This is a genomic window from Flavobacterium succinicans LMG 10402 (assembly GCF_000611675.1).
In the GTDB taxonomy this organism is placed as follows: domain Bacteria; phylum Bacteroidota; class Bacteroidia; order Flavobacteriales; family Flavobacteriaceae; genus Flavobacterium; species Flavobacterium succinicans.
The window spans coordinates 1-18,381 of sequence record NZ_JATV01000004.1 but is presented as its reverse complement, the minus strand read 5'-3'; the positions used below and the strand labels follow the sequence as shown (position 1 = coordinate 18,381).

At 37.1% G+C, this 18,381-nt stretch carries 15 protein-coding genes; 6 read left to right on the top strand and 9 right to left on the bottom strand.

Annotation, left to right across the window (positions count from 1 at the left end):
- Window positions 1-142 precede the first annotated feature (142 nt).
- Entirely contained in the window at window positions 143-2,017 is a 1,875-nt protein-coding gene (locus AO58_RS0104030; RefSeq protein ID WP_024980469.1) for a M1 family metallopeptidase, read from the top strand.
- A 490-nt stretch (window positions 2,018-2,507) separates the two neighbouring features.
- On the opposite strand, the gene AO58_RS0104025 is transcribed toward AO58_RS0104030, so the two are convergent.
- The 3 genes from AO58_RS0104025 to AO58_RS0104015 form a co-directional block, all read right to left on the bottom strand.
- The gene (locus AO58_RS0104025) at window positions 2,508-3,515 is read right to left on the bottom strand and encodes a hypothetical protein (protein ID WP_024980468.1); all 1,008 of its coding nucleotides are present in this window, start codon (window positions 3,513-3,515) and stop codon (window positions 2,508-2,510) included.
- Window positions 3,516-3,667: 152 nt separating this feature from the next.
- Window positions 3,668-4,438: a hypothetical protein gene (locus AO58_RS0104020; protein WP_024980467.1), complete on the bottom strand. Its 771-nt coding sequence runs from the start codon at window positions 4,436-4,438 to the stop codon at window positions 3,668-3,670.
- 1 nt (window position 4,439) lies between these two features.
- Window positions 4,440-4,898, bottom strand: coding sequence for a hypothetical protein (locus AO58_RS0104015; protein ID WP_024980466.1), 459 nt, complete (start codon window positions 4,896-4,898; stop codon window positions 4,440-4,442).
- A 530-nt stretch (window positions 4,899-5,428) separates the two neighbouring features.
- On the opposite strand from AO58_RS0104015, the gene AO58_RS0104010 reads away from it, so the two are divergent.
- Together AO58_RS0104010 and AO58_RS0104005 are read left to right on the top strand one after the other, a co-directional pair.
- Complete coding sequence (locus AO58_RS0104010; RefSeq protein WP_024980465.1) at window positions 5,429-6,682, top strand: NAD(P)/FAD-dependent oxidoreductase; 1,254 nt, start codon at window positions 5,429-5,431, stop codon at window positions 6,680-6,682.
- A 124-nt stretch (window positions 6,683-6,806) separates the two neighbouring features.
- On the top strand, window positions 6,807-8,825 hold the full coding sequence (locus AO58_RS0104005; protein ID WP_024980464.1) for a M13 family metallopeptidase: 2,019 nt from the start codon (window positions 6,807-6,809) through the stop codon (window positions 8,823-8,825).
- Window positions 8,826-8,892: 67 nt separating this feature from the next.
- On the opposite strand, the gene AO58_RS0104000 is transcribed toward AO58_RS0104005, so the two are convergent.
- The 3 genes from AO58_RS0104000 to AO58_RS0103990 are packed head-to-tail and all read right to left on the bottom strand — an operon-like array spanning window position 8,893 to window position 10,074.
- Window positions 8,893-9,177, bottom strand: a complete 285-nt coding sequence (locus tag AO58_RS0104000) for an addiction module antidote protein (RefSeq protein ID WP_024980463.1) — start codon at window positions 9,175-9,177, stop codon at window positions 8,893-8,895.
- Window positions 9,178-9,180: 3 nt separating this feature from the next.
- Window positions 9,181-9,480 (bottom strand): type II toxin-antitoxin system RelE/ParE family toxin, encoded by a 300-nt coding sequence (locus tag AO58_RS0103995; RefSeq protein WP_024980462.1) that lies wholly within the window; start codon window positions 9,478-9,480, stop codon window positions 9,181-9,183.
- Between the two features lie 45 nt (window positions 9,481-9,525).
- Complete coding sequence (locus tag AO58_RS0103990) at window positions 9,526-10,074, bottom strand: hypothetical protein (RefSeq protein WP_024980461.1); 549 nt, start codon at window positions 10,072-10,074, stop codon at window positions 9,526-9,528.
- A 111-nt stretch (window positions 10,075-10,185) separates the two neighbouring features.
- On the opposite strand from AO58_RS0103990, the gene AO58_RS0103985 reads away from it, so the two are divergent.
- On the top strand, window positions 10,186-11,073 hold the full coding sequence (locus AO58_RS0103985; protein ID WP_024980460.1) for a winged helix-turn-helix domain-containing protein: 888 nt from the start codon (window positions 10,186-10,188) through the stop codon (window positions 11,071-11,073).
- A 395-nt stretch (window positions 11,074-11,468) separates the two neighbouring features.
- Here the strand turns inward: AO58_RS0103985 and AO58_RS17940 are convergent, their stop codons facing one another.
- From AO58_RS17940 to AO58_RS0103970, 3 genes are all read right to left on the bottom strand, one after another.
- Window positions 11,469-11,630 carry a hypothetical protein gene (locus tag AO58_RS17940; protein WP_155959407.1) on the bottom strand — a complete coding sequence of 54 codons (162 nt, stop codon included), beginning with the start codon at window positions 11,628-11,630 and terminating at the stop codon, window positions 11,469-11,471.
- 70 nt (window positions 11,631-11,700) lie between these two features.
- The gene (locus AO58_RS0103975; RefSeq protein WP_024980459.1) at window positions 11,701-12,240 is read right to left on the bottom strand and encodes a DUF6934 family protein; all 540 of its coding nucleotides are present in this window, start codon (window positions 12,238-12,240) and stop codon (window positions 11,701-11,703) included.
- Between the two features lie 621 nt (window positions 12,241-12,861).
- Complete coding sequence (locus AO58_RS0103970) at window positions 12,862-13,800, bottom strand: L-threonine 3-dehydrogenase (RefSeq protein ID WP_024980458.1); 939 nt, start codon at window positions 13,798-13,800, stop codon at window positions 12,862-12,864.
- Window positions 13,801-14,087: 287 nt separating this feature from the next.
- Between AO58_RS0103970 and susR the strand changes: the two genes are divergently transcribed.
- On the top strand, window positions 14,088-15,752 hold the full coding sequence (gene susR, locus AO58_RS0103965; protein ID WP_024980457.1) for a SusR family glycan utilization regulator: 1,665 nt from the start codon (window positions 14,088-14,090) through the stop codon (window positions 15,750-15,752).
- A gap of 281 nt (window positions 15,753-16,033) precedes the next feature.
- Window positions 16,034-18,151: a glycoside hydrolase family 97 protein gene (locus AO58_RS0103960; RefSeq protein ID WP_024980456.1), complete on the top strand. Its 2,118-nt coding sequence runs from the start codon at window positions 16,034-16,036 to the stop codon at window positions 18,149-18,151.
- Window positions 18,152-18,381: the final 230 nt, after the last annotated feature.

Here is an 18,381-nt window from a genome sequence, read left to right as displayed (position 1 = left end):
ACCACAAGGGTCGGGCTTTACGTTACAATCTTTTTGAGGCCGAAAAAGCCTCAAAAAGGATTTTCACTCCAATCCCTAACGCAAAATGCCGTAATGAATAGAAGTAAGCATTCCTTTTCAATAGTAATATAAAACAACAAGCATGAAGAAAATTATTGTAGTATCCTTTCTGATGGCTTCCTTTGGATGGCTTTCAGCGCAAAACACTAGTTATTGGCAACAGCATGTCGATTACAAAATGGAGGTGTCGATGGATGTCAAAACCTATCAATACAAAGGAAAACAAGAGTTGGTGTATACCAATAATTCACCCGAAACCCTCACCAGAGTTTATTATCATTTATTTGCCAATGCCTTTCAACCCGGAAGCGAAATGGATGCTCGAATTCAATCCATCAAAGATCCAGATGGAAGAATGGTACACAAAGCCACGGTAAATGGCGTAGAAACCAAGCAAAGCCGTATCAAAGATTTAAAGCCGAACGAAATTGGTTATTTGCATATTGCCAATTTTAAGCAAGATGGTAAACCAGCAACGGCCAAAGAAGTAGGAACGATACTTGAAGTTACTTTGTCCAAACCGATTTTACCGGGAGCCTCAACTATTTTTACCTTAGATTTTGAAGGACAAGTACCAGTACAAGTGCGTCGTTTGGGGCGCAATAACAAAGAAGGTGTTGAATTATCCATGACGCAATGGTACCCAAAAATGGCCGAATTTGATTTTGAAGGTTGGCACGCCGATCCATATATCGCCCGTGAATTTCACGGCGTTTGGGGAAATTTTGATGTAAAAATCACAATTGACAAAGCCTATGTTTTGGGAGGTTCAGGCTATTTACAAAACAAAAATCAAATTGGATTAGGGTATCAAGATAAAGGAGTTACCGTTCCTGTGAATAAAAAACAAAGGAAACGTACTTGGCATTTCTACGCTCCTGAAGTGCATGATTTTGCTTGGGCAGCCGATAAAAATTTTTTACACGATGTGGTCAAAGGACCCAACAACGTCGATTTGCATTTCATTTACAAAAACAATCCAAAGATTATTGCCAATTGGAAAGCCTTGCAACCCAAAACAGTCGAGTTGATGAAAGTCTACAATGAAACCGTTGGTAACTATCCTTACAAGCAGTATTCTGTAATTCAGGGTGGAGACGGTGGAATGGAATACGCCATGTGTACCTTGATTTTAGGCGAAGGCACTTTCGAAGGTTTATTGGGAGTTACCGGTCACGAAATGGCGCATTCTTGGTTCCAACACGTTTTGGCTTCCAACGAATCCAAACACGGATGGATGGACGAAGGATTCACTTCGTTTTTAGAAGATTTTGGTCTGAATGCCATTTCTGACAAACCCGTTGAAAATCCTTTTATCAATGCTTACAAAAGTTATTTATCTATGGCCAATTCTGGCGAAGAGCAGCCACAAAGCACGCACGCCGATAGATTTGACAAAAACCGTTGGTACAGCATTACCTCTTACAGCAAAGGCGAAGTGTTCTTAACGCAATTGGGTTATTTGATTGGGAAAGACAACCTCTTGAAAACCCTAAAAAAGTACTACCAAGACTTTCAATTCAAACATCCAACGCCAAATGATATCAAAAGAAGCGCAGAACGCATTTCTGGCGGCAATTTGGACTGGTATTTGACCGATTGGACCCAAACCACCAATACGATTGATTACGCCATAAAAGACGCCAAAGACGCCGCCGACAAAACCGTGGTGACTTTAGAACGCATCGGGCGTATGCCAATGCCTATCGATTTGTATGTAGAATACACCGATGGCACTACCGAAAGCTTCTACATTCCGTTGCGAATGATGAGTTTTGAAAAAGAAAATCCAACGCCAGCCATCAAAAGAACGGTGGCCAAGGATTGGGCTTGGGCGTATCCCACCTATGAGTTGACGATTGGCAAACCCAAATCAGCCATCAAAAAAATCACCATCGACCCTAGTGGTTTACTAGCCGATGTAAAACCCGCCAACAACATTTTGGAAGTGAAATAATTTTTTCGAAATACCTTAAAAAAGTCTAGTGAAAGCTAGACTTTTTTTATTTAACCCTGTCAGAGTTCAAAACTCTGACAGGGTTGAAGAAAGAACTACCATTTGACTACGAATTCGTGCCCATTCGTGCCCATTCGTGTCATTTGTGTTTATTTTTTTAGGAGCAGCACTTCTTTGCGTACCACACGAGTTGTCCCGCTTTCCGTTACAATCTTATGCCCCGAACCCTGGTCATAAGGATTTCCACTACACCCGAGCGAAGCGAACTGGCGAAGCAATCGGGGCTAGGCGAGAGCTTTTGGTTTTCATAATAAAAAAACAGCACTATCGAATTGGCAATATGGCTGTTCCCCTTCGCTAGCGCGATGCCTCTGGCTCGTGCTCACAAAGATAAATATTTCAAATTTGTCTCGAGAACGTTGAAGTTTATTAGCTATTGATGATGTGAAAGGCGCACTCCGTCCCTTTAGGGGCGGAGCCGTCTACTCGATTAGCCGTTGTGTTTTTTATGCCAAATTTTAAACTTCTCGCTAAATTTATTATCAAAAAGATTTATATCAAAAATGTTTCTTTCATTTTTAATTTCTGATGGGAAAAAAGTTATTGCTTTAAAAAATAATTCCTCCAAACCTTTGATTTTATCATTGTGAAATTTGTCTGAACAAACCCAAGTTTCACAATGAAAAAGAATCAGGTTTGTAATTTTTCTTTCAACTCTCTTTTCATTTTCAATGAAAAATTCATTTACAAATGATTTTACTTTTTTCTCATCATCATTATGATAACCCATCATTAATATTGATTTATTTTTGTAAGGGAAAAATGAAATGAATATTGAAGAAAGTCTGTCTATTTGAGCCCCATTTTTTTTAATGAACTCTATAATTTCTTGAGTAGTTTCATATGTTAAAATTGCATTTAAGCATATTTCTTGTTTACTAATTTCTCTAAATCTAAATGTAAATGATTTTGTGTTTTCTTTTAAATCTTTCCAAATGTAATTTTCAAAAAATGATAAGTCTTTAATTGCAATTTCATTTTGTGCAATACCGTCTTTTAAATTTTTTCTATCAATTAATAATTCTGAATTTATTATACAATTATGAGTTTTAATTGCAACTTTTTTTAACCAAATTTCATTGCATATAGTTCTTAAGGTAAATAATAAATTTGTTTCATAATCATCAAAATCTAAATCTTGAGTTTCTATTTTTTTAAATAATTTATCATCGTGTGGGTTGCAAAAGCCTAAATAAGTATAAATTTTTTTTAAACCTATTCTTTTAAATTCTACAAAAGGTAATTTGAAATCATCAACTTTCAATGCCCACAAATGATTGTCAATTGCAATACTTGATAAAATTCCATTTCTTTGAAGAATATGTGAATTTATAGACTTTTCATTACAGTTTGGAGTAAAACAATCATTTGTATTTAACATAGCCTTTTCTCTACATTCAGAAAATACTTTTGCTATTTGATGATTTTCGTTTTTCATAATATAACGGCTAACGTTAGGCCGCTTCACGACGTTGCCGATCAGAGCGGACTGAGTTCTCTCTACCGAAGATTATGTTTCTTCGTGAAACCACAACTTCCGGCTATCGAAAACCCGACAATGGCTTGAAAATGCGGTTAGTGGCTGTCGCGTTAATTATCTTCTTCGCCATTTGAAGAAATAATTTTGGTTTTAATATTATAAAGATCGTATACAACTCGTGCTTTGTAACGTAATCGTCGATCATCAGAAATTAGATAGTCGCAATGTGAAGCGTAATGAGCATGACTTGAATCCCAAAGTCTAGCGTAATCAGAATTTTTAGTTGGTCTATCTTTCCAATAACCAAACATATCTAAAAGACTGATTACGGCTGAAATGTCATTATGTAAACCAAAACCCGATGTATTCTTAAATAGAGATTTCGCGTTTTCTATCAATTCTAAAAAACTCTCTCCAGTTTCCCAAACCGTAAGTTTAGTATTCAAATGTTCAATTGCTTCTTTTGGTTTATAATTGTTTAGCTCTTTCACATCAATTCCGATTTTTTCTCTAATTTCTTCTTTCTTTTCAGCGGAGATAAAGCTGGTAAAAAACTTCATGAAAATTTGGCTAAATGGATCATCAGTTATCGTTTCGAAAACTTGTTTTGGTTTTCTAGTTTGCCATAAAATTTCGTTTGGAAAAAGCTGATGATAAATGTAGAAATCTTGTGTTATGCGAGAAATTGTATCAAACCGTTTTTGAAGATATACAATTCTTTGTTCCTCTGTTGCGGCAGTTATATTATTCGCTTCTTGAAGATGTGCAGCGGAAAATGGAAATATGATTTCCTCATCGTTGAACAATTTTCGAATTTTATCAATTTCATAGTCGTTTTGTTCTACCGACGTAAAAATGTTATTATCTAAATAAATTTTCATTTTATAAGTTTTTATTGAAAGCGTCAATTTCCAGTAAATGAATTTTAGTTGAATGCTTATTTATTATTCCGAACCCGCCTCTAACATCTAATATGACATATTTAGAATTATACAATTCAGATTTTGAGGCTCGAGCATCAATAATTAAGGTTGATTCATGATAATCGAAAGGCTCAAAATTGAAGGATAAATCTCGATCTCGGTTATTGATTCTACTAACAAAATCTCGATACCGATTACAAATATCTCTATTTATAATATATTCATATCCTTCAACTTCGCCGTATAGCCTAAAGCCATCTTGATACTCAAACAAAAAATAAATTCCGCCGTCATCATGCGATGGTCCAAGTAAAAGGCCGCCATTTTTTCCATCAATTATAGCGTCGTCTTTGTAAAATTCATCGACTTGATCAAAAGTAAAGTGTTGTTGATAATAATGATATATTGATTTCTTCATGTTTCGTTGTTTCTGCGATTGCCGCTAACTTGTATATAGCCGAAACAAACCTTTTATTTACATCCATAATCAGGAAGCTAAACAAAGCTTGATCTCGCTTTATTGTTTTTTCAAATATATTCAATTATTCCTACAAATCATAATCGAACTATTTATTTTCTAGTTGTTTATAAGCAAATACTAAAACACCTACAAGGTTTTGAAAACCTTGCAGGAGCTAGGTTTATAGCTTACACTATGCGTTATGAAAACGATTCGTCTCTTCTAGCCCCGGGAGGAGTGGCATCCTTTGCTGACGGGGTTCGGCAGCAAAGATATAGCGGATCACGGGAGGAGTCGTGTGGTAAAAAAGGGTGGTGTGCTCCTATATACTCTTGCAAATAATACTTTTTTGGAGTCTTGTAGCCCATTTATTTTTTCATTAAGATGTTTTTTGAGGTCTTGAAAACTTGGCTTTTTGTTCTAGCGAAACTGTTGTGATCGAATAAATTAAAGCGTAGTTTTGTGAGTACATCAATAGATTCAGCATTATGAAACCAAAGGTAACCATTATTGGCGCAGGAATTTCGGGGCTTTCGGCGGCTTTGCATTTGCACCGTCAAGGATTTTCTGTAAAAATTATAGAGGCTAGTGATCGACCCGGCGGACGCATCAAGACGGATATGGTGGAGGGATTTAGGCTCGATCGTGGGTTTCAAGTCTTGCTTACTTCTTATCCAGAGGCTCAGAGTCTTTTGAATTATGAGGCCTTGCAACTCAAAACTTTTTTGCCGGGCACTACCGTTTTGTATGACGGCGGTCAATTTGACCTCGCAGATCCGTTTCGAAGACCGTCGGCTGTCATCTCAACGGTTTTGGCTCCTGTGGGTTCGCTAAAGGATAAAATCAACACTTTTGTATTGAAGCAAAAATTGCTAGGCAAATCGATTCAGAAGATTTTTTCGCAAGAGCAACAATCCAGTTTGGCGCAACTTTCGGACTACGGTTTCAGTGCCAAAATGATCAATCGTTTTTACAAACCGTTTTTCTCTGGGATTTTTCTAGAGAACGAACTTTCGACACCCAACCGAATGTTTGATTTTGTAATGAAAATGTTTTCCGAAGGCGATACGGCTATTCCGGCCTTGGGTATGGAGGAAATTTCAAAACAATTGGCGGATCAATTGCCTTCGGATGCTTTTATGTTTCATACCAATGTCACTGCTATTCAAGATACAACAATCGTGACCAGTGAAGGTTTAGAAATCACTTCGGATGTTATTGTGATGGCGACTGAGGCCAATGCTTTGCTTTCGAAACATAAAGAAAATGCAATTACAGAACATCATTCGGTAACCAATGTCTATTTTCAAACGACGGTAGCGCCATCAGATCAAGCGGTGGTTATTTTGAATGCTTCCGAGAACAAACAATGGGTGAATAACCTCACAGTGATGACCAACATAAGTAAAGCCTATGCTCCTGAAGGGAAGGTTTTGATTTCGGTGTCTTGCAATGGAGCTTATGATCTCAGCGATGCCGAATGGTCTCAAAACATCAAAGCAGAATTGCGACCTTGGTTTGGTAATCAAGTCGAAAATTGGTCGCATTTGAAAACTTATACCATTGCGTATGCGTTACCGAAGTTACCGGTACTCCAAGATGAGGTTTCGGAATCGGAACTGAAATTGGCTCCCAATCTATACTGTTGTGGAGATCATTTGCTAAACGGTTCTATCAATGCCGCAATGAAATCCGGTCGATTGGTAGCGAATGTAATCGCTTCGGAATACGGAAAAAAGTAATTTTTTGTTACAAAAACCAATTCAAAGCTTTCATTTTCAAAATAATGTAACAAATCGTTACGAAAGCATACCTATACCAATAATTAATTAACCATTAGATTAGCCTTAATCAAAAACACATTTTATGAAAAACATCAAACTATCGCTTTTGGCGGCCACATTGATTTTGGCTTCTTGCGATAAAAAACCAGAACTGGTTTCGGGAATACTCCAAAAAAATATGGATACTTTAGTAAAACCGGGAGACAATTTTGCGGCTTATGTTAACGGAACTTGGGTCAAAAACACCAAAATTCCTGCCGATAAATCCAATTATGGTGCGGGTTATATACTGTACGAACAAGCTCAAAAAGACGTGAAAGCGATTATCGAAGAAGCTTCGAAAGGGAGTTTTTCTGATGGTTCGGATGAGCAAAAAATCGGCGATTTCTACAATTCATTTTTGAACCGAAAAGACCGCGACGCCAAAGGAATTACACCACTTCAACCCGAATTAAAAGCCATAGATGCGATTGCTACCTATTCTGATTTGGCAGCTTATTTTGGGGAAGCCAATAGAACGGGGCTTTCTGTGCCGTTTTCGATTGCAGTTACCGAGGATTTTAAGGATCCAAAACAATACACTTTGATGACTTGGCAAGGTGGCTTGGGCTTACCAGAACGCGAATATTATCTTCAAAGCGATGCCAAAACGGCGGATATTCGAAAAAAATATATGACGCATATCGAAAAGATGCTACAATTAGGAGGGATTGCTAATCCAACAGAAAATGCAGCAAAAATTATGGCATTCGAAACCGCAATTGCGAAGATCCAAATGACCAAAGAAGAAACAAGAAATACTGCTGCTTTGTACAACAAATACGCTATCAAAGATTTGAAAACGGTGATGCCAGATTTTGATTGGGCGGCGATGCTCAAAAAAGCGGGAATGGATAAAGAAAAAAGCCTTGTGTTATCGCAAGTGGCGTATACTAAAAACTTGAACAGCTTAATCAAAAATACACCAATTGATACTTGGAAAACCTATTTGAAATGGGGATTGATCAATAAGAGTGCGAGTAGTTTGACCACTGCTTTGGATAAAGAAGATTTTGAGTTTTATGACAAAGTTTTATACGGCACACCAGAGCAAGAAGAGGATTGGAAAAGAGCTGTGAATGCTGTAAATGGTGGCTTGGGCGAAATCATCGGGAAAGTGTATGTGAAAAAACACTTTACACCTGAAGCCAAAGAACGTATGACCGAATTGGTGAAAAACTTGTTGAAAGCCTATGCCGAAAGCATTAAAAATTTGGATTGGATGAGTGCCAAAACCAAAAAAGAAGCCTTGGCCAAAGTGGATAAATTTATGATCAAAATTGGCTATCCAGACCAATGGAAGGATTATTCTACTTTGAAAGTAGCGAAGAATGATTTGTATGGCAATCGTGCTCGTGCGAAAGCCTTTGAGTACAACAGAATGATTGCCAAATTAGGTAAGCCTGTAGACAGAACCGAGTGGGGAATGACACCACAAACGGTAAACGCTTACTACAATCCAACGCTGAACGAGATTGTATTTCCAGCGGCTATTTTGCAAGCGCCTTTCTTTAATTTAGAAGCAGACGATGCGGTAAATTATGGTGGAATCGGGGCTGTAATCGGTCACGAAATTGGTCACGGATTTGACGATCAAGGAAGCACTTTCGACGGAGATGGCGTAATGAAAAACTGGTGGACACCAGCTGATTTGGCTGCATTCAAAGCTAAAACCAATGCTTTAGTTGCACAATACAATACCTTCAAAGTTTTTCCAGATTTGAATGTAAACGGAGCGTTTACTTTGGGAGAAAATATTGGAGATTTGGGTGGATTAACCATTGCCTTAAAAGCGTACAAAATGTCGCTAAACGGTAAGGAAGCTCCAGTGATGGATGGTTTCACTGGTGTGCAACGCGTATTTTTAGGTTGGGGACAAGTGTGGTTGGAGAAATCACGTGAAGCTTCTTTGCGCAATCAAATCGCCACAGATCCACATTCACCATCTAAATTCAGAGTAAACGGTGTGGTGCGTAACATACCAGAATTCTACGAAGCATTTAAAGTACAACCTAAAGATTCCTTGTATTTAGCACCAGAAAAGCGTGTTAAAATTTGGTAATCGAAATGGTCAAAAAAGTAAAAAGCCCAACGTTATGTTGGGCTTTTTTGTGTTTACTAAATGAATACTAAGCGGGTAATGGATTTATTTGTATTTGTCCACCAATTGCTTTTAAAACTTTCATTATAGTTGAAAATTGTGGATTGGCTCCTTCAGATAATGCTTTGTACAAACTCGGTCTGCTCATACCTGTTTCTTCGGCTATTTTAGTCATACCAATGGCTTTTGCAATATGTCCGATAGCAGTAACCATTTCTGCGTCATTCCCTTCTTCTAATACTGAATTTAAATACTCAGCAATCATTTCGTTGCTATCCAAATAATCTGAGATATCAAATTTTGATGTTTCCATTTCCTATTGTTTTAATTTTCTCCAAATCTCTTTTGCTTTTTCAATGTCTCTTTGTTGGCTTGATTTGTCATCTCCAATAAGTAGAATAATAATTTTTCCATCCATTTCTTTGAAATAGATTCGGTAGCCTTTAGCATAGTTAATTTTTAGTTCCCTGATGCCTTCTCCAACCGCTTCGCAATCGCCAAAATGTTCGTCTTTTTCTAATTTTTGGAGGCGGAATAAGATTTTAGCTTTTGCTTTAAGGTCATTTAGCTTTCGCAACCATTTATCAAATTCTACTGTTTTTTCAAGAAAGTACATTTAAAATTGTATTCGTTTGGATACAAATTTACACAAAAAGCTGTATTAACAACCATTATTTTTACTCAAATCACGTTCAAAAAGCACCTTATTGTCGTGCTCAATATAGTCACTTGATAAAATCAAATGGGGATGATTATCAGAGAGTCCGGCGCTGCGGCTTTTGATAGTTATTTTGTCGTTAACTTTTAGGTCTTTCAATAGCTCGAATTCTTTAGGAATGAATTGCATCATATATCGTTCGCCATTAATTTCCACAATAAGCCATTTTGGTCCCGAATTATTTGTACTTGGACGCTGATAATTAATACAAATAACTACAGCTTCCATTTTGTTGAAAGCTTTTAAAGAAGGCTTTATTTTTTCATAACTAGCCTGTACTTTTTTTCCCAATGGAGAAACTTTCCAAGCCATATAGCGTTTGCCATCAGGAGAAGCCTCCCATTTTTTTCTTGCTTTTTCATTGGCTTTTTTGTCAGCAATTGAGCTTGGTTTCTTGGGGGAATTGTTTTCATTTTTCATTTCACAATTAGCCAATACTACTCCGCTTAGTAAAGTCAGGGCTAAGGTCAACAAATAGATGGTTTTTTTCATAACGTTGCTGTTTTTTAAAATTGATAATGCGAATGTATTTGAATATTTTAAGGCTGAAGCAATTGGGATTGTAAATAAAAATGTAAACTTTGTAAATATAAACTTGACACTATGCAATTTACACAATATCTCCATTCCAGAAAACGCAACTACCTCTTCGGATGGATGGGACTCTTATTCATTGTTGTAATCAGTGTTGGGTTTAGCTTCGGGGATAATGACAACTATGCTAGTTCTAAACGAGAAGTGTTATTGCGTCGCATCGGACACGACATACTCCTGCAGTCTGGCGACAGTACTTCAAGAGTGCTTCCCATAAAAAAGATTTCCGAAAACGAATATCAAATCATTTTTGAGAGTGCGTTTAGCTTTCAACCTGATGTTCTGGTGAAAACGACGCAGCGATGGTTAGCCAAAGACCCGCTCGCCAACGATTATGTGGTTAGTGTGCTTAATTGCGCTAATTCGACTGTTGCTTATGGATACGCCATTTCCAAAAATAAAAAAGACGATATTGTAGCTTGTATTGGAAGAAAACAACCTGTGGCTTGTTATACCATCAACATTACTTTTAAACCCAATGGCATCGCAACAAACTATACGTATCTTTTGGGTGGTTTGTCATTTGTTGCCTTGCTTGGTTTTGTTTTTTTGAAGCCTGCTAGGCCGAAAAATAGGGTAGCCAAAACAGAGGATGACAAGCTATTCATTTTTGGTTCGGTAGTGTTTGATACGCAGCAACGTCAACTGCAAATCAACGAAACAACCGAAGTTCTCACCGCAACAGAAACACGTCTATTGCGCATCTTTGCTTCAGCTCCCAACGAAACCATAGCCCGAAGCCGCTTACAAAAAGAAATTTGGGAAGACGAAGGTGTCATCGTGGGCCGTAGTCTGGATATGTTCATCTCAAAACTCAGAAAAAAACTAGAACTAGACCCAAAGAGCAACATCTTAGTGGTACGCGGCAAAGGATACAAGCTGGAAGTAACCGCCTAAGGAAAACTAACACGGCCGTCAAATGGAATTCGAAGGACTGCATTCGTGTCAATTCGTGTAATTTGTGTTTGTTTTTAGGAGCAGTACTTCTTTTGCGCACCACACGAGTTGTCCCGCTGTTCATTACAATCTCTTGTGCTGAACCCCAGCACAAGAGGATTTCCACTGCCATCGGGGCTAGGCGAGGACTTTTAGTTTTCAAAATAAAAAAATGATGTTTCTTGGAGCATAATTAATTTCAACGGCTAGCGAGATGCCTCTGGCTCGTGCTCACAATGAGAATAACTTTATGATGCTTTACATAGGAGTAGCTTTTGTAGGAAGTTTGCATTATAGACAAAAAAAATCCGTATTTTAAAAATACGGATTCAATTCTATAATGTTTGACGTTTTTTCTAAATAGGCAAAGTTTTAAAGCCTTCCAATGATCTCTTAGCTGCTTCAATTTTGGTTTGAAACAACTTTTTATCCTTGATATTCGCTGCTACAGAACTAAACTTAATTTTAGCATCTTTAGGGATATCAATTATTCTTTTTGTTTCTACTGTTTTTTTCATAACTGCTAACTTTAAAAAGTAAGTTTACTCAAATATATAAATTAATATTCATTCGAGGGTGCAAAAGTAATTATTTTTTTTTATATACCAAAATATCATGATATTCATGACCTGGTACGTATTGGACAAAAGTGTTATTTGCTGTTCTGTTTTTTCCAAAAAAAATATAATCGTTGCTTAGGTTTTCAAAGTTTTTATCTACAAAATATCTGTATGTTTTAATTCTTAGATTTTCTTTTTTGCAAAACTCACTACATTTCTTTTTGCAAAATGGTAAACAGCTCTCCTTAAAATTTTCAGTTGAATCACTACCGCATACATATAATACACAATCAGGTTTTGATTCGAAAAACAATGGAACTGTATGCAAAACTGTATTAAACACAGTGTACATATCTCCATTATTACTGTTTGTGTCGTCGATTATTGTTTTACTTTCTTCATCATAATCCCCAAAACCTAAATTATATACAACTCTATTGCCCAAAAGTGTTATTGGGCTGTATTCAATAGCTTTAATTATAGTAGAGTTACCAATACTTGCAAAAAGATATTGTAATCTTTCCTCATTTAAAGTTACTTCTGTGTCGTAATGGTTATTATTTAGCAATTTTATAATGGTGTTAAAAATTAGAAAGTTGCAAAAATAATGATTTATATCTAATATTTAAAATCCGTACGTTCGAATTAAATTTCCTACAACTTGTATATGGCCGAAACAAACCTTGTATTTACATCCATAATCAGGAAGCTAAAAAAAGCTTAATATCGCTTTATCGTTTTTCAAACATACCTAATTATTCTTATAAATCACTAAACAACTTATTTCCATTACTGTTTAAAAGCTAAGTATAAAACACTTACAAGGTTTTTAAAACCTTGCAGGAGGAAAGTACTATTTACAATAAGTGTTTTGAAAAAGATACGTCTCAACTAGCCCCGGGAGGAGCGGCATCCTTTGCTGACGGGGTTCGGCAGCAAAGATATAGCGTATCACGGGAGGGGAAGTGTGGTAAAATCTGTTCGTGTGCTCTTGATGAATTGTCCAAAAAAAAACTAAGGCACATAAAGAATTTAAGTTAAAAGGAATAACTTAAATGTCCTTATGTGCCTTATGTTTAAATAACAGCCAAGAATGCACGAATACAACTTCTATGGGCTACTATCGGCTTTTTATTATACGAAAAACTTCAATGACTTATATGTTTAACAACATTAGCCAGTTGTTATTTTATTTCAAATGTTCAAGCATATCTACCGTCATATTGTCGAGGGCAAAATGGTGGTTCCAACCCCAATCTTCACGTGCACGGCTGTCGTCGATGCTGGCAGGCCAACTATCGGCAATTTTTTGACGGAAATCGGGTGCATAGCTGATGGTGAAATCAGGAATGTGCTTTTGGATTTCGGCGGCGATTTCGGTGGGTGTAAAACTCATTGCGGCCAAGTTGTATGACGAACGAATTTTGATTTGCTCCGCTGGTGCCTGCATAATTTGGATGGTAGCCGCAATGGCGTCGTCCATATACATCATTGGCATTTTGGTTTCTGCCGATAAGAAACATTCGTACGATTGGTTTTCGAGGGCTTTGTGGTAAATGTCTACCGCATAGTCCGTAGTGCCACCGCCCGGAGGTGAAGACCAGCTAATCAAGCCCGGATAACGGATGCTGCGTACGTCTACGCCAAAAAGGTTGTGGTAGTATTCGCACCATCTTTCGCCCGATTGTTTGCTAATACCATACACGGTCGAAGGCTCCATAATGGTGTATTGTGGGGTGTTTTCTTTGGGAGTTGTAGGTCCGAAAACCGCAATACTCGAAGGCCAGAATATTTTTTTGATTTTTCCGGCTTTGGCCAAATTCAGGACGTGAAACAAGGAATTCATATTCAAATCCCAAGCAAAAGCTGGGTTTTTTTCGGCAGTAGCCGAGAGCAAAGCGGCCATCAAATAGACATCGGTGATTTGGTGTACTTCGACCAAATGTTCGATTTGGTTAAAATCGAGCGCATTGATGACTTCAAAAGGACCCGAGTTGACCACATCTACATTCAGTTTTCGAATATCGGAGGCGATGACGTTCTCGGTACCGTAAATTTTTCTCAATTTTTGGGTCAGTTCCGTTCCGATTTGACCACACGCGCCAATGATTAATATTTTTGGATTCATAAGTTGCCGTTTTAGGAGAACAAAGATAAGAATTTATCTTAAAAATATCGATTTCGCAAAAATGACAATAAATTTAATAAAAAAATGTAATTGTATGTCGTTTAATCTTTAAAAAATTAGAAAGTGAGTAAAAAATAATAGAATTTATACTGTCGAAGTTTAGAAAACAAAAAATTGAAGTACTAATCCGTCCCTTTGAGGAGCTTTTGGCAGGTAGTAAAGCCATCAAAATCTTAAATAGGGTTAATTTAGAGAAAGGAAAATGAAATTATCCCTATTTTTACCTAATGAATAGAAGCGTTTTTTTACCATTGGTTTTTCTTTTTTTGGCTGTATTGTACCCCAATTACTTTTTGGGACAGGATGATATGGCTTCTTTATTGCAAAAATTAGATCGAACCGTTGAGAACTATTCGGTGACTACTAAAAAAAAGGAAACGCACTTACTGCATCTCAAAGAAGTATTGCGTTATAGTACTTCCAACGAGCAACGGTATGCTATTTACGGGCAACTTTATTCAGAATACGCCACTTATCAATTGGACTCGGCGTTAACTTATGCTCGGAAAAGTGGGCAAGTAGCAAGATTTTTAAACGATTTAGAAAGAGTAAATGGGGCTCAACTCAATGTGGCCATGATATTAGGTACTTCAGGCATGTACAAAGAATCGATGGATTTGTTGGCCTCAATACCCGTAAATCAAACCCCCAACTTGAAGGGTTATTATTATGGAACGTACCGCATTGTTTATGGTTACTTAACGGAATACGCAGCTTCGACTATAGAAAAACAAAAGTATAAGGCATTGACTCAACGCTACCGAGATGCTTCTATGCTGTATTTTCAGCCCAAAAGTCGTGAATATTGTATTGCCAATACCGATGTTTTATTTGAAAACAAGCAATACGATCAAGCGATTGCTTCGTTACGTTCTTTTTACAGCACTACTTCTGCCCAAGATCCAGATCAAGCGGTTTTAGCGTATTTGATTGCTGAGGGTTATCGGTTAAAAAAGGACAAGGAACAACAAAAAAAATGGTTGATTCTTTCGGCTATTTCTGATTTGAAATTGGCCAAAAAAGAAAATATTTCGTTACGAAAAATAGCTTTTATCTTGTATGAAGAAGGCGATATTGACAGGGCGTACACGTACATCAAGCGCTCTTTGGAAGACGCGTTGTTTTGTAATGCCAAACTGCGTACCTATGAAATATCCAAAATGCTGCCCATCATTAATCAAGCTTACGATCATAAAAATGAAACCAATCGTACACAATTGACCATTTTTTTGATAGCGGTAAGCATTTTATCGATAATTCTGCTAGCTGCTTTGGTTTTGCTTTTCAAACAAATGCGAAAAGTAGCTGCGGCTCAAAAAGCTCTTACTTTGGCCAATGAACAACTTTCTAATTTGAATCAGGACTTAAAAGAAATCAACCAACGCTTGAATGCTACCAATGCCACCTTGGCCGAGGCCAGTTTGTTAAAGGAAATTTACATTGGTCGTTATATGGATCAATGCTCGGATTATATTGGTAAACTTGAGGAATTCAGCCAAAAACTCAAAGTAATGGCCACAGCAGGAAAAGTAAATGAATTGCTCAAATTGGTCAAATCGAATGCGGCTGTTGAAAAAGAATTAAAGGAGTTTTACACTCAATTTGACCAAACTTTCTTGGAATTATTTCCAACATTTAAAGAAGAATTTTCTAATTTATTGTCTGATCAAGATGCGATTCATTTGAAAAAAGGCGATTTACTCAACACCGAATTACGCATTTTTGCTTTGATTCGTTTAGGAATAAAAGACAGTGCCAAAATTGCAGTGTTCTTGAGATATTCTGTGTCTACCATTTACAATTACCGCTCGCAATTAAAAAACAAAGCACGAGGTCCAAGAGAAGAATTTGAAAATCAAGTGCTGTTAATTGGAACTTCTCCAGAAAAATAACTACTTTTTGTTCCTAATGCTACCACTTTTTTTGTTTACTTTTATTTTATAAATAACTGGAAAACAATATTTTACAATATTTCAAATCTACTTTTTTTTTACGCTATCGTTTTCACTGTGATTAAGCGGCTAATTTTGTAGGTGTAGTTTTTTATGCCCAAAGGGAATTTTAAAAGCTATTGATTATATCGATTTCGGTTATTTTATAGATCAAGTGTAACGCTTGTTTTTCTTTTTGGAATCGTACTTTACTTATGTTTAATCCTTTTTAAATTAAAAAAATGAAACACTTCTTATTCTCCGCTTTCCTTTTTTGGATCGGAATGACTTCGGTACAAGCCCAGCAATTACAGTCGCCCGATAAACAATTGCTCATGACATTTTCATTGCTTTCGGATGGCACACCAAGTTACACCTTAAGTTACAAAGGCAAAGTAGTGATCAAACCCAGTAAATTAGGATTTGAATTAAAAAATGATAAAAAATCCTTACGAAATGATTTTGTACTTACTGATACTAAAACCGCTACTTTTGATGAAAGTTGGAAACCGGTTTGGGGCGAAGTGGCTTCCATTCGTAATCAGTACAATGAATTAGCAGTTACTTTAAATCAAAAAGAAACCGAACGACAAATGGTGGTTCGCTTTCGTTTATTCAATGAAGGATTAGGGTTTCGCTATGAATTCCCATTGCAAAAAAACTTATCGTATTTTGTAATCAAAGAAGAAAAAACGCAGTTTGCCATGACCGGCGATCACACTGCTTTTTGGATTCCGGGAGATTATGATACGCAAGAATACGATTATACTACTTCAAAATTATCCGAAATTAGAGGATTTAGCGAAAAAGCCAAAACGGCCAATTTATCGCAAACCACCTTTTCTCCAACGGGAGTACAAACTTCGTTGTTGATGAAAACCAAAGAAGGATTGTATCTCAATTTGCACGAAGCGGCATTGATCAATTATTCTTGTATGCATTTGAACTTGGATGACAAAAACATGATTTTCGAATCGTGGTTGACTCCTGACCAAATTGGCGACAAAGGCTTGATGCAAGCGCCACACAATTCTCCTTGGAGAACCATTATGGTCAGCGATGATGCCCGTACAATACTGGCTTCTAAAATGACATTGAATTTAAACGATCCTTGTAAAATTGAAGATACCTCTTGGATCAAACCCATGAAATATGTTGGGGTTTGGTGGGAAATGATTACCGATAAAAGCTCTTGGTCATATACCGATGAATTGCCTTCGGTACAACTTGGAGTAACGGATTACACGAAAGTAAAACCCAATGGTCGACACGGTGCCACTACCGAAAATGTGAAAAAATACATTGATTTTGCTGCGCTACACGGATTTGATGGCGTTTTGGTCGAAGGGTGGAACGAAGGTTGGGAAGATTGGTTTGGGCATTCCAAAGATTATGTATTTGATTTTGTTACTCCTTATCCAGATTTTGATGTCAAAGGAATTCGTGACTATGCAAAGGCCAAAGGGGTAAAAATGATCATGCATCACGAAACTTCGGGATCTGTCCGTAATTATGAGCGCCATATGGACAAAGCATATCAATTTATGAAAGATAACGGGTATGATGCAGTAAAAAGTGGTTATGTTGGGAATATTTTGCCGTTAGGATCTAATCATTACAGCCAATTTAGCAACAATCATTATCAATACGCCGTAGAAAAAGCGGCCGAATACCAAATTATGGTCAACGCCCACGAAGCGGTGCGTCCTACTGGAATTTGTAGAACGTATCCTAATTTGATCGCCAACGAATCGGCTAGAGGGACGGAATACCAATCTTTTGGTGGTTCCAAACCGAATCACGTGACGCTCTTGCCTTTTATGCGCTTGTTGGGTGGTCCAATGGATTATACGCCGGGTATTTTCGAAATGAACATCAGTTCGTTTAGTCCGAATAACAAATCTCATGTCAACAGCACTTTGGCCAATCAGTTGGCGTTGTATGTTACTCTTTATAGCCCTTTACAAATGGCGGCCGATTTTCCTGAACATTATAATAAATTCCTTGATGCTTTTCAGTTTATCAAAGACGTTGCGATGGATTGGGACGAGAGTAAATACCTCGAAGCCGAGCCAGGCGATTATATTACCGTGGCTAGAAAAGCCAAAGGTTCAAACAATTGGTTTGTCGGAAATGTTAACGGTGAAACGCCAAGAACTTCGAAAATAAAATTAGACTTTTTGGATAAAGGCAAAACGTATGAAGCGACCATTTATGCCGATGCCAAAGACGCGCATTATAAAACCAATCCACAAGCGTACACTATTCGAAAAGTCAAGGTGAATAGCAAATCGCAATTATCACAATTCTCTGCTCCAGGTGGCGGATATGCGGTGAGCATTGTGGAAGTTAAAAAGTAAAACACAGGGTTAGCACCCAATTTTAAATAGTTTAGATTAATTTGTTTTTGTTTTTGAAAGAGCTCGATCTTGGATCGGGCTTTTTTTTTGGCCACGAATTCACAAATTTTTTTTGGGATAATTGGGTGTGTAAATAGGAAAAGAATTCATACGTTCTGATTCAATTAGAATTGGTGCATTCGTGGCTTTTTTTTAAATGTTTTCAAAATAGGACGGATTAAAATCCATCC

Bases quoted from the DNA above. Each gene is read 5' to 3' on its own strand.
- AO58_RS0104030 (WP_024980469.1), top strand. From the start codon at position 143: ATGAAGAAAATTATTGTAGTATCCTTTCTGATGGCTTCCTTTGGATGG.
- AO58_RS0104025 (WP_024980468.1), bottom strand. From the start codon at position 3,515: ATGAAAAACGAAAATCATCAAATAGCAAAAGTATTTTCTGAATGTAGA.
- AO58_RS0104020 (WP_024980467.1), bottom strand. From the start codon at position 4,438: ATGAAAATTTATTTAGATAATAACATTTTTACGTCGGTAGAACAAAAC.
- AO58_RS0104015 (WP_024980466.1), bottom strand. From the start codon at position 4,898: ATGAAGAAATCAATATATCATTATTATCAACAACACTTTACTTTTGAT.
- AO58_RS0104010 (WP_024980465.1), top strand. From the start codon at position 5,429: ATGAAACCAAAGGTAACCATTATTGGCGCAGGAATTTCGGGGCTTTCG.
- AO58_RS0104005 (WP_024980464.1), top strand. From the start codon at position 6,807: ATGAAAAACATCAAACTATCGCTTTTGGCGGCCACATTGATTTTGGCT.
- AO58_RS0104000 (WP_024980463.1), bottom strand. From the start codon at position 9,177: ATGGAAACATCAAAATTTGATATCTCAGATTATTTGGATAGCAACGAA.
- AO58_RS0103995 (WP_024980462.1), bottom strand. From the start codon at position 9,480: ATGTACTTTCTTGAAAAAACAGTAGAATTTGATAAATGGTTGCGAAAG.
- AO58_RS0103990 (WP_024980461.1), bottom strand. From the start codon at position 10,074: ATGAAAAAAACCATCTATTTGTTGACCTTAGCCCTGACTTTACTAAGC.
- AO58_RS0103985 (WP_024980460.1), top strand. From the start codon at position 10,186: ATGCAATTTACACAATATCTCCATTCCAGAAAACGCAACTACCTCTTC.
- AO58_RS17940 (WP_155959407.1), bottom strand. From the start codon at position 11,630: ATGAAAAAAACAGTAGAAACAAAAAGAATAATTGATATCCCTAAAGAT.
- AO58_RS0103970 (WP_024980458.1), bottom strand. From the start codon at position 13,800: ATGAATCCAAAAATATTAATCATTGGCGCGTGTGGTCAAATCGGAACG.
- susR (WP_024980457.1), top strand. From the start codon at position 14,088: ATGAATAGAAGCGTTTTTTTACCATTGGTTTTTCTTTTTTTGGCTGTA.
- AO58_RS0103960 (WP_024980456.1), top strand. From the start codon at position 16,034: ATGAAACACTTCTTATTCTCCGCTTTCCTTTTTTGGATCGGAATGACT.